This is a genomic window from Mycobacterium parascrofulaceum ATCC BAA-614 (genome assembly GCF_000164135.1).
Classification (GTDB): Bacteria; Actinomycetota; Actinomycetes; order Mycobacteriales; family Mycobacteriaceae; genus Mycobacterium; species Mycobacterium parascrofulaceum.
This window is the reverse complement of record NZ_GG770555.1, coordinates 267,134-280,156: the sequence shown is the minus strand read 5'-3', so window position 1 is coordinate 280,156 and position 13,023 is coordinate 267,134. Positions and strand designations below refer to the sequence as shown.

The 13,023-nt window shown below is 68.6% G+C and carries 14 protein-coding genes, 1 tRNA gene and 3 pseudogenes; 13 read left to right on the top strand and 5 right to left on the bottom strand.

Going from position 1 to position 13,023, the window contains the following annotated elements; all coding sequences use genetic code 11:
- Positions 1–48 precede the first annotated feature (48 nt).
- A pseudogene (locus HMPREF0591_RS33955) lies at positions 49–147 on the bottom strand (phosphopantetheine-binding protein); the annotation flags it as partial.
- A gap of 110 nt (positions 148–257) precedes the next feature.
- On the opposite strand from HMPREF0591_RS33955, the pseudogene HMPREF0591_RS16930 reads away from it, so the two are divergent.
- The 7 genes and pseudogenes from HMPREF0591_RS16930 to HMPREF0591_RS16900 all read left to right on the top strand — a co-directional run.
- Positions 258–1,448, top strand: a pseudogene (locus tag HMPREF0591_RS16930) (PucR family transcriptional regulator); the annotation flags it as partial.
- Between the two features lie 129 nt (positions 1,449–1,577).
- Positions 1,578–2,207, top strand: coding sequence for an Rv1733c family protein (locus HMPREF0591_RS16925; RefSeq protein ID WP_040623268.1), 630 nt, complete (start codon positions 1,578–1,580; stop codon positions 2,205–2,207).
- A gap of 232 nt (positions 2,208–2,439) precedes the next feature.
- On the top strand, positions 2,440–2,973 hold the full coding sequence (locus HMPREF0591_RS16920) for a GreA/GreB family elongation factor (protein ID WP_007169836.1): 534 nt from the start codon (positions 2,440–2,442) through the stop codon (positions 2,971–2,973).
- A gap of 17 nt (positions 2,974–2,990) precedes the next feature.
- Positions 2,991–3,440, top strand: a pseudogene (locus tag HMPREF0591_RS31040) (GreA/GreB family elongation factor); the annotation flags it as partial.
- A gap of 31 nt (positions 3,441–3,471) precedes the next feature.
- Positions 3,472–4,218 (top strand): ANTAR domain-containing protein, encoded by a 747-nt coding sequence (locus HMPREF0591_RS16910; protein ID WP_007169834.1) that lies wholly within the window; start codon positions 3,472–3,474, stop codon positions 4,216–4,218.
- 74 nt (positions 4,219–4,292) lie between these two features.
- Positions 4,293–5,849 carry a succinic semialdehyde dehydrogenase gene (locus HMPREF0591_RS16905; RefSeq protein WP_007169833.1) on the top strand — a complete coding sequence of 519 codons (1,557 nt, stop codon included), beginning with the start codon at positions 4,293–4,295 and terminating at the stop codon, positions 5,847–5,849.
- A 98-nt stretch (positions 5,850–5,947) separates the two neighbouring features.
- Entirely contained in the window at positions 5,948–6,382 is a 435-nt protein-coding gene (locus HMPREF0591_RS16900; RefSeq protein ID WP_007169832.1) for a DUF4383 domain-containing protein, read from the top strand.
- 32 nt (positions 6,383–6,414) lie between these two features.
- Here the strand turns inward: HMPREF0591_RS16900 and HMPREF0591_RS16895 are convergent, their stop codons facing one another.
- Positions 6,415–6,714 (bottom strand): hypothetical protein, encoded by a 300-nt coding sequence (locus tag HMPREF0591_RS16895; RefSeq protein ID WP_007169831.1) that lies wholly within the window; start codon positions 6,712–6,714, stop codon positions 6,415–6,417.
- Between the two features lie 234 nt (positions 6,715–6,948).
- Here HMPREF0591_RS16895 and HMPREF0591_RS16890 point away from each other — a divergent pair, with 234 nt between their 5' ends.
- Together HMPREF0591_RS16890 and HMPREF0591_RS33135 are read left to right on the top strand one after the other, a co-directional pair.
- Positions 6,949–7,629: a DUF2510 domain-containing protein gene (locus HMPREF0591_RS16890; RefSeq protein ID WP_007169830.1), complete on the top strand. Its 681-nt coding sequence runs from the start codon at positions 6,949–6,951 to the stop codon at positions 7,627–7,629.
- A 14-nt stretch (positions 7,630–7,643) separates the two neighbouring features.
- A complete protein-coding gene (locus HMPREF0591_RS33135; protein ID WP_007169829.1) occupies positions 7,644–7,796 on the top strand; it encodes a hypothetical protein in 153 nt (50 codons plus the stop codon).
- Positions 7,797–7,822: 26 nt separating this feature from the next.
- Here HMPREF0591_RS33135 and HMPREF0591_RS16885 read toward each other — a convergent pair whose 3' ends face one another.
- Positions 7,823–8,725 carry an alpha/beta fold hydrolase gene (locus HMPREF0591_RS16885; protein WP_040623262.1) on the bottom strand — a complete coding sequence of 301 codons (903 nt, stop codon included), beginning with the start codon at positions 8,723–8,725 and terminating at the stop codon, positions 7,823–7,825.
- A gap of 242 nt (positions 8,726–8,967) precedes the next feature.
- Here HMPREF0591_RS16885 and HMPREF0591_RS16880 point away from each other — a divergent pair, with 242 nt between their 5' ends.
- The 3 genes from HMPREF0591_RS16880 to HMPREF0591_RS16870 all read left to right on the top strand — a co-directional run bounded on the left by HMPREF0591_RS16880 (position 8,968) and on the right by HMPREF0591_RS16870 (position 10,360).
- A complete protein-coding gene (locus HMPREF0591_RS16880; RefSeq protein WP_007169827.1) occupies positions 8,968–9,390 on the top strand; it encodes a DUF4189 domain-containing protein in 423 nt (140 codons plus the stop codon).
- A gap of 184 nt (positions 9,391–9,574) precedes the next feature.
- Positions 9,575–9,844, top strand: coding sequence for a type II toxin-antitoxin system TacA family antitoxin (locus tag HMPREF0591_RS16875; protein ID WP_007169826.1), 270 nt, complete (start codon positions 9,575–9,577; stop codon positions 9,842–9,844).
- 3 nt (positions 9,845–9,847) lie between these two features.
- Positions 9,848–10,360 (top strand): GNAT family N-acetyltransferase, encoded by a 513-nt coding sequence (locus HMPREF0591_RS16870; protein WP_007169825.1) that lies wholly within the window; start codon positions 9,848–9,850, stop codon positions 10,358–10,360.
- A 210-nt stretch (positions 10,361–10,570) separates the two neighbouring features.
- On the opposite strand, the gene HMPREF0591_RS16865 is transcribed toward HMPREF0591_RS16870, so the two are convergent.
- Together HMPREF0591_RS16865 and HMPREF0591_RS16860 are read right to left on the bottom strand one after the other, a co-directional pair.
- A complete protein-coding gene (locus HMPREF0591_RS16865) occupies positions 10,571–11,296 on the bottom strand; it encodes an LmeA family phospholipid-binding protein (protein WP_007169823.1) in 726 nt (241 codons plus the stop codon).
- Between the two features lie 527 nt (positions 11,297–11,823).
- A tRNA-Pro gene (locus tag HMPREF0591_RS16860) sits at positions 11,824–11,897 on the bottom strand.
- Between the two features lie 414 nt (positions 11,898–12,311).
- Here HMPREF0591_RS16860 and HMPREF0591_RS16855 point away from each other — a divergent pair.
- On the top strand, positions 12,312–13,019 hold the full coding sequence (locus HMPREF0591_RS16855; RefSeq protein ID WP_007169821.1) for a sensor domain-containing protein: 708 nt from the start codon (positions 12,312–12,314) through the stop codon (positions 13,017–13,019).
- Positions 13,020–13,023: the final 4 nt, after the last annotated feature.

Below are 13,023 nucleotides of genomic sequence, written 5' to 3'. Positions count from 1 at the left end.
GACCGTGGGCGCCTCGAACACGGCGCGCACGCCCAGGTTGGCGTTCAGGCTGGTGTTGACGCCGGCGATCAGGCGCATCGCCGAGAGCGAGTCCCCGCCCAGGTCGAAGAACGAGTCGTCGACGCCGACCCGCTCCAGCCCGAGCACCTGGGCGTAGATGCCGACGAGGATCTCCTGCACGGCGCCGACGGGGGCGCGGTAACGGTCGGCGTCGGAGTAGTCGGGCGCGGGCAGGGACTTGCGGTCGAGCTTGCCCGCTGGAGGGCCGCGAAACCGCCGCCGGCCGCGGCCCGACCGACCTGTTCGCGCTGGCGGACAGCCTGGCCGAGGCGATCGGCAGTTCGGTGGTCATCCATGACCGGCTACTGCGCGTGCTCGCGTACTCGCGGCTGCAGCGGCACGCCGACCCGGCGCGGGTCGAGACCATCCTGGACCGCGAGACACCGGACCGGCTGCGCGCACTGTTCGACGCCCACGGCGTGACCGCACAGCTGACCGGCTCGGAGGAGCCGTTTTTTGTCGCGGGCGACGCGGACCACGGCGTGACCGGGCGCATGGTCGTGGCGGTGCGCTCGGGCCGCGAGCTGATGGGTTCGGTATGGGTCGCCTGTTCGGAGCCGCTGGACGAGCCGGCCCGCAACGCGCTGGCCGAGGGCGCCCATACCGTCGCCCTGCATCTGTTGCGCTCGCAGGCCAGCGCCGATCTCGAACGTCAGGTCGAGTCCGAACTGGTGTTCCGGCTGCTGGAGGGCAGCGCCGATTCCGGCACGGCGGCAAGCAAGCTCGGCCTGCCGCAGGGCGGTTTGCGGGTGATCGCGCTGCAGGCGTCCGTCGGCGCCGAACGCGACGCCGCCCTGCTGCTGGCGTTCGACCGCGCGACCACCGGGTTCGGCTGGTCACGGCCCGGTCGGAGCGCCCTGGCGGGCAACACCATCTACACCGTGCTGCCCGCCGGGCCGGCCTCGACGGCGCGCCGCTGGGTGACCGGCCTGACAGCCGCCCTGCCCGAACACGTGACCGTGTTGGCCGGCATCAGCGGCGCGGCCGAGGTCGCCGACCTCGCCGCGGCGCGCCAGGAGGCCGACGAGTGTCTGGCGCTGCACGAGACGTCGCCGGGATCCGCTCCGCCCGCCTACGACGAATCCTGGGACGACATCCTGCTGCAGCGGCTGCGCACCGCGGCGCGGGCCGGTCGCACCCCGACCCGCGGACCGGTGGCCGAGCTGCGCCGCCACGACCGCGCCCACGGAACGGACTACCTCGCCACGCTGCGGGCGTGGCTCGAGGCCCAGGGCGACCCCGCCGAAGCCGGCGAGCGCCTCGGAGTGCACGAAAACACCGTCCGTTACCGCCTCCGCAAGATGGCCGAGATCACCACCCTGCCGCTCGACGACGCGAGGAAGCGGCTGGCGATGATGATCGAGCTCGCGGCCGCCGATATCCCCTGATCGAACGCTGTCGGAATCCGACAACGCGCCGGGGCGCCCTTGTCGGACTTCGGCAACCTTCGCGGGCGCCACGGGCGGCACGATCGAGGTGACCGACCTTGACCCATGCCGATCCTCGATGGGACACCGATGACCAGCCCGCGTCACGATCATCAATCGCAGACCGCCCGCCGGCGCGGCGATGGCGCCGCGCTGGAGACGTTCACCGTGCCGCTGCCGCGAACGCTGTTGGCGCGGCTGTTCAGCCGTAACCCCCTGGTTCGGGCGAGCGACCGGCTCGAGGCGGTGCTGTTGGTGCTGGCCGTAGCGGTGTCACTGCTCACCGTGCCGATCGCCGCCGCCGTGGGGACCGCGGTCCACGAATCCCGCAGCGGCGCTTACGCCGAGTGGGTCCAGGCCCGCCAGCCGGTGAACGCGACGGTTGTGGGGGCGGCCCACCCCCGCACGACCCTCGGCGGGACGGCGGCCACGGCCCCCGCCCGATGGGAATTCGCCGGGGCCGAACGCACCGGCGACGTCGCCGCACCGCTCACCGCCAAAGTCGGTGACCGGGTGGAGATCTGGGTCGATCGCCGGGGTGCGCCGGTGAGCCGGCCAGTGGTGTCTCCCCGCGACGAGGCGGTCGCGATCGCGGCAGCGATCTGGTGCGCCGTCAGCCTGTCGGTGGCCGCTTCGTTCGCCGGCGTGCGCCATGCCCTCGACAGCGCCCGTGGCGCCAGGTGGCAACACGAGTTCGACCGCCTCGTCGGGCACGGGTGACCCGGTGGGTGCACCCCGCGCGGAGCGCAAACGCGTTGTCCGCCGGGAACAACGGCCCGCCCCGCCCTTGTCCGATCCGGGCAAGCGTGCGGATGCCCGCGCAAGCCATCATGGGAATTGGTAGCCCGGAAGTCAAATATCTTGCCCCGCAAGGGCTCCCCGTCGTCAGGGACGGCAGCCACGCATCGGCCCGCCCCTGACGACACCCAACTCACCGAAAGGACGGCACGCGATGACACGCATCCCCATCACGCCCCGGCATTACCGCCGGCTGCAGGACGAGTTGACCGCCCTGCGCGCCCGGCGCAGCGTCGAAGTCCCCGACGATTACCTGGATTACGGCGCACGCGGCGGCATGCGCCCCTCGGCACGGCAACGGCGCATTCGCGAGATCGAGCGCCTGTTGGGCGCCGCGGCCGTCCGCGACGATCCCGCGGGCGAGCGGATCGCCGGGCCGGGCATGGTGCTGACCATCCGCTACGACGCCACCGGTGAAACCGAAACCCTGCTGCTCGGTCGGCGGGGCGCCGAGGACGCCGACATCAAGGTCTACTCGATGGCGTCGCCGCTGGGCCGCTGCATCGCCGGCGCCCGCCCGGGCGAACAACGCATTTACGCGATCCCCCACGAGACCGGGCGGCTCGTGACCCTGCTCGAGGCGGTGCCCTATCGAGGCCCGTCGCCAACGCCGCTGCGCCGCAACGGTTCCACGTGTCAAACGGCCGGGCGTCCGGATCGGCGACCGTCGGCCGCCACCGCCGCCTGAGGAGAGGACACCGACACATGACCAGCGTGCAGGCCACCTGGCTTTCACCGCAGGCCTACGGGCGACTCCAGCGGGAACTGGCCGCGCTGCGCGAGCCGTGTGACGCCGACGCCGACGAATACTGCGACGCCGTCCGCCGCGCGCGGCGGCTGCGGATTCAACGGATTCATGACCTTTTGGTCAACGCCGTCGTCGGCCAGGATCCGCCCGACGACGGAATCGCCGAACCCGGCATGGTATTGACCGTCCGCTACGACGACACCAATGAGGTCGAGACCTTCCTTTTGGGTGCGCGCGGCGCCGAACACTGCGGCGTGGAGGTGTATTCGGTCCATTCGCCGCTGGGCTCCGCGATCGCCGGCGCGCGTCCCGGCGAGCGGCGCTCCTACGTGCCGCCCAGCGGCGTCCGCCTCACCGTCACCCTCGTGCGGGCGGTGCCCTACGGCGTTCACCGCGCCGCGACGGTTACCCGGCGGCCCGAGCGGGTAGTGAAAACACGTGGAGAGCCAACACCGGTTCGAGGTGATAGCCCACGAGATGGACCGAAACTCGTCGGGCGGCTCGTTCCTGCTCCTGGACCGCGACCTGCGGATCCGGGCGGCCAGCGTCGCGTACGAGCGGGTGACCCTGCGTGAACCCGGCGAGTTGCCCGGCCAGCTCCTCTTCGACGCGTTCCCCGACAATCCGCACGACCCGCAGTCCACCGGCACGGCGAACCTGACCGCGTCCCTGGAGACCGTGTTGCGCACCCGGCACCCGCATGACATGCGGGTACAGCGCTACGACGTCCCGGACCCCGTGACGCCCGACCAGTTCGTGCCGAAGGTGTGGTGCCCCAGCAACGCGCCCCTGGTGGACCACGGCGAGCTGCTGGGCGTGGCGCACCACGTCGAAGAGATCTCGGAAAGCAGGCGAATGCTCGCCGAGCTGGCCCGCGCGGCCGATCAGGGCGGATCCTGGACGCCCGCCGAGGTACTTCATACGCTCGAGGCGATCAGCGCGGTGGAAAGCGCCCGCCACGACGCGTGCCTGCGGGCGTTGGCCGCCGAGAACCGGCAACTGCGGCGCGCCATCGAGACGCGAGACACGATCGGCCAGGCCAAGGGCATGCTGATGGAGCGTTTCGACATCGACGCGATCGCCGCCTTCGGGCTGCTGGCGAAACTCTCGCAGGACACCAACGCCCCCGTCGAGCAGATCGCCCAGAAGCTGCTCGAGGTCGACCATCCCCCGCCGCCGAACTGACGCGCTCCCGCCACCGCCCGCAAACCCAATAGTCTGGTGGCTTGAACGTCCGTGCTCCCGCGGAAGGAATCGCCATGCCCGCACCGTCAGCCGAAATCTTCGACCGCTTGCGTCGACTCGCCGCGATCAAGGACGAGACCGCGCGCCAGACCAAGACGATCGACGAGGTCTTCACGGGCCGGCCGCTCGCCACGATCCCGATCGGCACGGCCGACGACGTCGAAGCGGCGTTCGCCGAGGCGCGCGCGGCCCAGGTCGAGTGGGCGAACCGGCCGGTCGCCGAGCGCATCGAGGTCATCGGCCGCTACCGCGACCTGGTGGTGGAGAACCGCGAGTTCCTGATGGACCTGCTGCAGGCCGAAGCCGGCAAGGCCCGGTGGGCGGCCCAGGAGGAGATCGTCGACCTGATGGCGAACGCGAACTACTACGTGCGCGTCGCGGCGGACCTGCTGAAGCCGCGCACGGTGCAGTCGCTGCTGCCGGGCATCGGCAAGACCACCGTCGGCTACCAGCCCAAGGGCGTGGTGGGGGTGATCTCGCCGTGGAACTACCCCATGACGCTGACGGCGTCCGATTCGGTGCCCGCGCTGCTCGCCGGCAACGCGGTGGTGCTCAAGCCGGACAGCCAGACCCCGTACTGCGCGCTGGCATGCGCCGAACTGTTGTACCGGGCCGGCCTGCCGAGGGCGCTGTACGCGATCGTGCCCGGGCCCGGCTCGGTCGTCGGCACCGCGATCATCGACAACTGCGACTACCTGATGTTCACCGGATCGACCGCCACGGGCCGGCAACTCGCGGAGCATTGCGGCCGGCGGCTCATCGGGTTCTCCGCGGAGCTCGGCGGCAAGAACGCCATGATCGTCACGCGCGGGGCCAACCTGGACAAGGCCGCGCGCGCCGCCACCCGCGCGTGCTTCTCCAACGCGGGCCAGCTGTGCATCTCCATCGAGCGGATCTATGTCGAGAAGGACATCGCCGACGATTTCATCGGCAAGTTCGGCGCCGCGGTGCGGAACATGAAGCTGGGCACCGCGTATGACTTCTCGGTCGACATGGGCAGCCTGATCTCCGCCGGCCAGCTCGACACGGTGACGGACCATGTCGACGATGCGAAAGCCAAAGGCGCCAAGGTGATTGCGGGCGGCAACGCCCGGCCCGACATCGGGCCCCTGTTCTACGAGCCGACGGTGCTGGCCGACGTCACGCCGGAGATGGAGTGCGCGGCCAACGAGACGTTCGGCCCGGTCGTCTCCATCTACCCGGTCGCCGACGTGGACGAGGCCGTCGAGAAGGCCAACGACACCGAGTACGGGCTGAACGCCAGCGTGTGGGCCGGCTCCTCCGCCGACGGCGAGCACATCGCCGCACGGTTGCGTTCGGGAACCGTGAACGTGAACGAGGGTTACGCGTTCGCCTGGGGCAGCCTGGGCGCGCCGATGGGTGGAATGGGCCAGTCCGGCGTCGGCCGCCGGCACGGTCCCGAGGGTCTGCTGAAGTACACCGAATCCCAGACGATCGCCACCGCCCGCGTGTTCAATCTCGATCCGCCCCTTGGCATCCCGGGGACCCTGTGGCAGAAGTCGTTGGTGCCCGTCGTGCGCGCGGTGATGAGGCTGCCCGGCCGGAACTGACGCTTTCGGTCCGGCGGCCGCCCGCCGATGCCGTTGACCCAAATCTACTACCGGGCGTAGTATTCGAAACCATCTTGCCGCGCACAAGGGGGTGCAATGTGAGGTGGAGTTTCGCCCAGATCGGGCTGCTGATCATCTGCGTTTTTCATGTCGTTCAGGCCGTGATCGGCTTCATCGTGAATCCGAGCTTCGCGATCGGTCCCGGGGCTCCGACCGTCCAACTTTTCGGAATGGACTACAACGGCTGGCACGCCGTCGCCGGCCTCGCGCTGTTCGCCCCGGGCCTGGTGTGCGCGACGCGCAAGTCGTGGGCCGTGCTGTACCTGCTGATCGCCGCGGCAGCCGGTGCGCTGCCGGGCATCTGGGCCTTCTTCTCGCACCAGGTCGCCGTCGTCTTCAGCTTCCCCAACAACGTCACCGACGCGGTCGTGCACCTGGTGACCGCCGCGGTGATGGTGGCGGTGGCGGCGGTGCAGATTCGGCTGGACGGCGGGCTGCGAAACTCGCTCGCCGATCTGCGAAAGGCACGGTAGCCCAGCGGGTTTGGTTACGAGCCGGCTACCCGCTACTCGGTGCCGGCGATGGCACCGAGGCGCTCGCTCACCCGGGCCAGCGCCTGGTCGAAGATCTCCACCTTTTCGCCGCGCTTCTCGTTGGCCGGCTGGGCCGAACCGCGGGCACCCTCGGCCTCCACCCGGGCCGCGCCCCGACGCCGCAAGAGGCTGAAGTTCTTCTCGCGCGCTTGCCTGAGGCGGGCCTGCAGTTCCTTCAGCGACTTCTCGTCCATGCGCGTGAGCGCCTCGGGATGGCTCTCGCCGATCAACGAGCTTTCCTGCTGGGTCAGGTTGACATGGTGGTTGCTCATTCTTCAATTCATAGCCCGCACCGGGTCCGCCGGCCCGCCGAACCCCGGCCGTCACGCCGAACCGTCACGCCAGGGCCACCTCGAGTTCACGTCGCCGCGCGACACGTAGCAGTGTCGCCGGGGTCTTCGGATGCGTCGCAGCGGGTAGTCGGTGGTCGACGAAGGAGGGTGCGATGGCAGCGCGACCGATGCGGCGGGTAGCCGAGACGTCTCCGTCACGACGAAAATGGACACATGCCATCTGAACAGGCGCCGCCCCCGCCCAAGTCGGCGCCGGGCTGGTATCCCGACCCCGCGGGGGTGGGCCACGGCCTGCAACGGTATTTCGACGGCACCAACTGGACCACCGAGTGGGCGTTCTCCACCGACCCGCCGAAGGAACGCACCTCAGGTAAGGCCGCCCTCGCCCTGGCCGCGCTGGGCGCCCTCGCCCTCCTCGTCATCCTCGGCAAGAGCTGGGTTTTCGACCAGAGGAAGGACGTCTCGCCGGCGCCGGGCAGTTCGGCCACGGCGGCACCGGCGACGCCGGCCGAGGCGGCGCCCGCGACGCCGGCCGGTCCCAAGAAGCCGGATGGAGTCACCTTCACCACCAGCCCGGGCCCGAACGGCGAGGTGGTCGACGCCCGATTCGCCATTCGCGACAACTACACCGAGCAGCTGATCAAGGACGGCGCCCGGACGGACACCATCGACATCCTCAGGTACGCGCGGGCGACCTATCCCGACGCCGCCGCGGTGAACGTCCAGGGCACCTTCCCGATGACGGACCCGTACGGCAACACCGCGACGCACGTCGCCATCGACCTCACGTATTCACGGGCGACGCTGGACAAGATCAACTTCGACGGCATCACCAAAGCGAGCATCTGGGAGATCCGCGATTCCGGCACCGTGCTTCCGGCCTTTCAGCCGTGAGCCATAATCGCCCGGTGCCCACCGAACCGACACGTCCGCCGCGGGCGGCGCCGCAGCCGCCGCGCATCACGCCCGAGGACGTGGAGCGGTTCGGCGACGAGGAGCAGATGCGCGCGGCCTCGGACGAGGGCCGGCTCCGCGACGAGCGGCCGCCGCACCACGGCTAGCCTTCACCGCGTTCCCGGCGGGGCGTTCAGCGGGCGTCGACGCGGTCGATGTGGGCGAGGAAGTGCGTCAACACCGCCTCGGGCGCCTCGATTTGTGGCCAGTGTCCGATGTCGTCGGCGAGCATCACCACGTCGGGTTCGGGAATGACCTCGGCGTAACGGCGCGCCATGTGGGCCCCGGAGTTGGGGTCGACCGGACCATCGATCAACCGCATCGGAACCGCGGTCTGCCGCATGGCACGCACCCACCGGTTGCGGTTGGTGTAGCGATCGTTGATGAACCGGCCGACCTTGTGCAGCACCCGGCGGCCGTCGTTGTAGTCCAGGATCTGGTTGAACACGTCCATCATGTGGCGGGTCGGCTTGGTGTTCGGGCCGAACATCTCGCGCAGCGTCGGCTCCAGCAGCCGCCGGGACACCGGGCTGCCCTGCACGCGGCTGAGGACGTCGCCCAGCGGGGTGCCGGACATCAGCTTCTGCGCGGCCCTGGGGCGGTACGCCTCGACGAACATTCCGCCGTTGAGCCAGGTGACCGAGTCGATGCGCAGCGCGCCGTAGCTTTGCCGGCCGAACTCGTGACGCGCCAGCATCTCCTGGCCCACGGAATCACCGATGTCGTGGGCGAGGAGGTGCGCGTTGCCGATGTTCAGGTGCGCGAGCAAGGCTTCGTGCATGTCGGCGTGGTCTCCCACCGAATAGTGGTAGGCCACGGGTTTCGCGGAGAAGCCCATGCCGATCATGTCCGGCGCGACGACGGTGAACCGCTGCGTCAGCGTGGGCCAGATCGACGCCCAGTCAAAGGAATTGAACGGGTAACCGTGGATCAGCAACAGCGGGGGCCCGCTGCCCTCGACGCGGTAGAAGATGTCGAAGCCGAGGTAGTCGAAGTACTCCCCGGAGTCCAGCCAGCGTTTGAGTTCAGCGTCCATGACGGTCATCATCCTTGGCGCTGAGCGCGTTCGCCCGGCGGTCCGTCGGTTGCGGCCGGGAACGCGCCGTGGCCAAGCCTCCCGGAGCCGTCGCCGACCGGCGCCGTCAGGCCGCCGGCCGCGACTGTGAAGATTTGCTACGGGCGTGTCAAGGCCTGGTTAATGGCGAGGCACAGCCGCCGGTGAGCGAGCACCTTATTAGTACGCATCCCTGCTGCCCGCGCGCCTGCGAAAGGAAACCTGTGCTCAAGCCCCTTACGTCCGCGGTGATCTTGACCGTCTGTGCCGTCGGACTGGCCGCGCCGGCACAGGCCCAGGGCGGCTACATCGTGATCGCGGGGTCGGACTCCGCGCACGCCGTCGAAGTCACGGTGGGCGGCAGCCACGCCGGTCTGAGTGATGTCGAGGCCCGCGCGATAGGTCATTGCGCCGAGAGGTACGGCGCCACCGACTGCCACGTGCTTGCCGAAGGTCGGGGCGGCTGCGTAGCCCTGTCGGACAACGGTCACGGCCTGGTCGGCGGCTGGGGTCCCACCCGCAACGCCGCCGGTGCCGCGGCGGCGGCCAAGGTGGTGTCAGGGCAGCCCAACGTGGACGGCACGCGCTGCGTCGTCGACCCGGACCTGGTTTCCAGCGGGAGTTTCTCGTTCGTGGCCACGCAGTAGCCGCGCCTGCGATCACTCGACCCCAGTAAGTAGCGGTAGCGCTTTTTCCCAGTCGCTGGCAGCCTTCGCTGCCACGGCATTGGTGTGTGACGCCGTCACTAGCTGTGTACGTACATTCACCGTACAATTGAGTAGTCGGCCCGTTGCGAGCAGAGATTACCGAGGTAAAGAAGGAGGTGTCGCTGTGGCAGCCAAGACGAAGCGCATCGAGCTTCGCGCGGAGCAAGCGACGTTGGACCGCATCCAGCGTGCCGCCAACCTTGTCCACGAACAGACGTCGGAATTCGTGCGGAAAGCTGCGATGCAACGGGCCGAAGACATCCTGCGTCAGGAGTTGGTAACGGCAATGGAGCCCGAACAGTTCGACAAACTGATGTCCTCGCTCGATGCTGCTGACGACGCGCCGCGGTTGGCGGCAGCCGCACGCAAACCAGCGGTATTTACAAGGCGCTGAACGATGTTCGAGTCCGCGCGACTCAATGACGCCCACACATTGGAAGGATTCGACTGCGGTAAGGAATCGCTGAATACCTGGCTCATCGCACATGCTCGTCGCGCGGACATCAGCGGAGTCGCCCATGTCTACGTGTGGACCCCGCTCGGCGAACAGAAAGTCAGCGCCTATTTCGCCATCTGTCCCACCGAGGTAGTACGCAACGACGACGGCATCTCCGGATCCATGGCGGGCGGCTATTCCCGCATACCCGGATACTTGATTGCCCGCCTGGCGATCGACACATCGCTTCGGGGTCAGGGATTTGGCGAGCAGCTACTTCTCGACGCGCTAGGCAAAGCCGTCGCCGCATCGGAAATTGGCGGCGGCCGGCTCATCGTCGTTGATGCCATCGACGACGAGGCGCAATCCTTCTACGAGCACTACCACTTCACTCCCGTCAGGAATCGCGAGCGCCGTCTGGTCATGAAGGTGTCCACGGCGGCGAAAGCGCTCGGCCAGCGCTGGCGGGAGTAAATGCGACAGAAGTACGGCAACGAGTACGTCTTGGCTACGGCAGATGGCTCAGCCAGTAGTCATTACCGCCGCCTTGAAACCGACAAAACGGCGAGGTGATCGAAACGGTGCAACGCATGACGCGGTGGAACGCCGTTGCGATGCTCGACGCGGGCGCTCCGCTGCTCGCGCGATGTTTCACCGACGCCCGCTGCGATGGGCTGAGCCGAATCAGACCCCGCTGAAGCAGTCTTGACCGGTCTGAGACGACGACGATGCGGCCGGGATGGTCGCGTTGGTGGTGGAAAACGTTGCCTCCACGCCGGTGTCCGTGACCTTGACGTTGTCGGCGTGGATGCCCAGCGGATAGTTCTGGGTCGCTTTGGACGTGAGGTTATCGAGGTTCGTCTGCACCTTGTCCGTCGACATCTTGGAGCCCAACGCGGTCAAGTTGACCACCTGAAGTGACAGCCCATTGTTGGCGATCTGCGGCTTGACGGTGGCGCTGTCGAGAAGACCCTTCAATTGGATGGTTCCGTCACCGGGGTTGGTGGTGACTTGGCTGGTCACGAAACTACCCAGCACCGGGATGGCGTCCTGGATCGATTGTTTGATGCCGTCGGATGACCAGGTGATGGTGCCGTTGAGCGCGCCGATGGTGCCCTTGGAGTTATTAGCGTCGCTGAGGTGGAGGTCCTTGATATTGATGTTGACTTTCATGCCTTTGGCGCTGCGCACCTGATTGCCGGCAGTCTGTACAGAGATGTCGGGATAGCGGCCGCTGAAGTACTGCCAGAGCATCGGCGGCGTGGACGCAAACGACACGGTGGCACTGTCCTGCACCTCGCACGCCACTGCGCTTGCCACCTTGCTGCCGGCCAGGTGGCGGAGGAATAGCTCGGCACCGACCGCGGCGGCAAGGATGACCACCAGCACGGTGGCGAGGACGAGAGCCATCGACCGCCGGTTACCCAACAAGCGGCGTCGGCGTCGGGCCGGCGCCTCCTGCGGCTGCGGAGCGGGCAGCCGCGTGGTGGCCTGCTCCGGCTGTTTCGGTGGGGGGCCGGACTGACGCTGCGGTGGGGCCGGTGGGCGGCCCGGCGGATACGGCTGCGGAGTCGGTGGGCGGCCGGGCGGCGGGGGTCGGTTCGGTGACGGCGGTGGCGGTGGGAACGGCCGACCGGCCTGAGGAATCCGCCGGGTCGGAGATCCCGATGGGGGCGCGGGCTGGGGCGACGGTGGCACCGGTCCCCTGCCGCGACCAGGCGGCTCGGGCGGGCGATTCCATTCCGGCGAATCGCCGCGCGAGGGCCCCCGGGGAGTTGTCATTAGCGCCATTGTGCCTTGTCAACCTGAGCGCGTCTGCGACGGACGTGGGGTTCGTCGAATACGGGCACTGGGTTACCCGTCGAAGGCAAACTGGCGCAACGGTTTGGGAGGCATTTCGTCGAGTCGAGCGTCGTGACCGAGTCCTGTTTCGTGCGTCGGGCTGACAGGATTTGAACCTGCGACCACTTGACCCCCAGTCAAGTGCGCTACCAAACTGCGCCACAGCCCGGTGCCGGCTCGATGACCGGCAGCAGGTCGAAAGCCTACCGCAGAGAGCCCCGAACGCAGCGAAGCGGCCTCCGACCGAGCCGGCGACACCTGCGGGCGGGGAAACCGCAAACTCCAATCCCCGTTGCCATCTAGAATCCTGCTCACGTACGCGGGCGGGCCGCTGTGCTCGCCCACAAACTTCGGGGGACGACCGCAATGACGGCGAACGGTCCGGCGCGTGGCAGGTAGCGAACCGCCCGCGAATCAGGGCAACGCCCCGCCGCCGCCCGGCGGCTATCACGTCGGCCCATCGGGCGGTCCATATCCGCCGGGACAGCCATGGAGCGGCTACCAGCCGGGTGCGGCCGGCGCACCACCTCCGTGGCCTCCCCGCCCGGCGCCAGCCCCGTCCCGCGGCGCCAAACGGTGGCTGATGCTCACGACGGCCATTCTCACGGTCGCCTCGGCCGCGTTGGGCGTCGTCCTCATCAGCCGTGTGACGACCTCGGGTGCGTCGGCTTCGGCGTCTTCACACCGAGAGCCGCCGGGGCTGTCGGTGCCCACGACACCGGGGTTGGTTCGCCCGGAAGACCTGCAGAATCTTCTGCTGAGTCCCGCCGAGGTCGGCGACATCCTGCACGAGCCGGGAATGACGCTCTACCAGAGCAAAAACGGCCTGTTCTTGGATACCGCCGACCCGCCCGAATGCGCCGGCATCTGGGCCCCGGGCATGGCGGAGGTCTATCGCGACACCCGCTTCATCGACGCCCAGTCGGCCGAGCTTCACGGACCGGGTGACGGGTACGTCAAGTTGACCCTGCAGGCGCTGGTGGCCTATCCGACCGCGAAAGACGCCGGCGCCGTCTTCGAGGACCTCACGAGGAAGTGGGATCACTGCGCTCGAACCGAGGTTTTGGTGAACCGCCACGAGGGCGGCACCATCGCCGTCGGCGACCCCAGGGTCGTCGACAACACGCTGATGGTCTCCTGGGAGAAGACCGGCGGAACCGGCTGGGGTTGCGAGCGTGCACTGATGCCGCGCAGCAACGTCGTGATCGACATGAGGGTGTGCGACTTCGGCGGCAGCGATCAAGCCGCCGAACTCGTCAACAAGGTCGCCTCCCGGATCCCCACCTCGTGAACAG

Coding starts and splice junctions, on each gene's coding strand:
- HMPREF0591_RS16920 (WP_007169836.1), top strand. CDS start 2,440: ATGACACGCATCCCCATCACGCCCCGGCATTACCGCCGGCTGCAGGAC.
- HMPREF0591_RS16855 (WP_007169821.1), top strand. CDS start 12,312: ATGCTCACGACGGCCATTCTCACGGTCGCCTCGGCCGCGTTGGGCGTC.
- HMPREF0591_RS16865 (WP_007169823.1), bottom strand. CDS start 11,296: ATGGCTCTCGTCCTCGCCACCGTGCTGGTGGTCATCCTTGCCGCCGCG.
- HMPREF0591_RS16870 (WP_007169825.1), top strand. CDS start 9,848: ATGTTCGAGTCCGCGCGACTCAATGACGCCCACACATTGGAAGGATTC.
- HMPREF0591_RS16885 (WP_040623262.1), bottom strand. CDS start 8,725: ATGGACGCTGAACTCAAACGCTGGCTGGACTCCGGGGAGTACTTCGAC.
- HMPREF0591_RS16890 (WP_007169830.1), top strand. CDS start 6,949: ATGCCATCTGAACAGGCGCCGCCCCCGCCCAAGTCGGCGCCGGGCTGG.
- HMPREF0591_RS16925 (WP_040623268.1), top strand. CDS start 1,578: ATGACCAGCCCGCGTCACGATCATCAATCGCAGACCGCCCGCCGGCGC.
- HMPREF0591_RS16895 (WP_007169831.1), bottom strand. CDS start 6,714: ATGAGCAACCACCATGTCAACCTGACCCAGCAGGAAAGCTCGTTGATC.
- HMPREF0591_RS16905 (WP_007169833.1), top strand. CDS start 4,293: ATGCCCGCACCGTCAGCCGAAATCTTCGACCGCTTGCGTCGACTCGCC.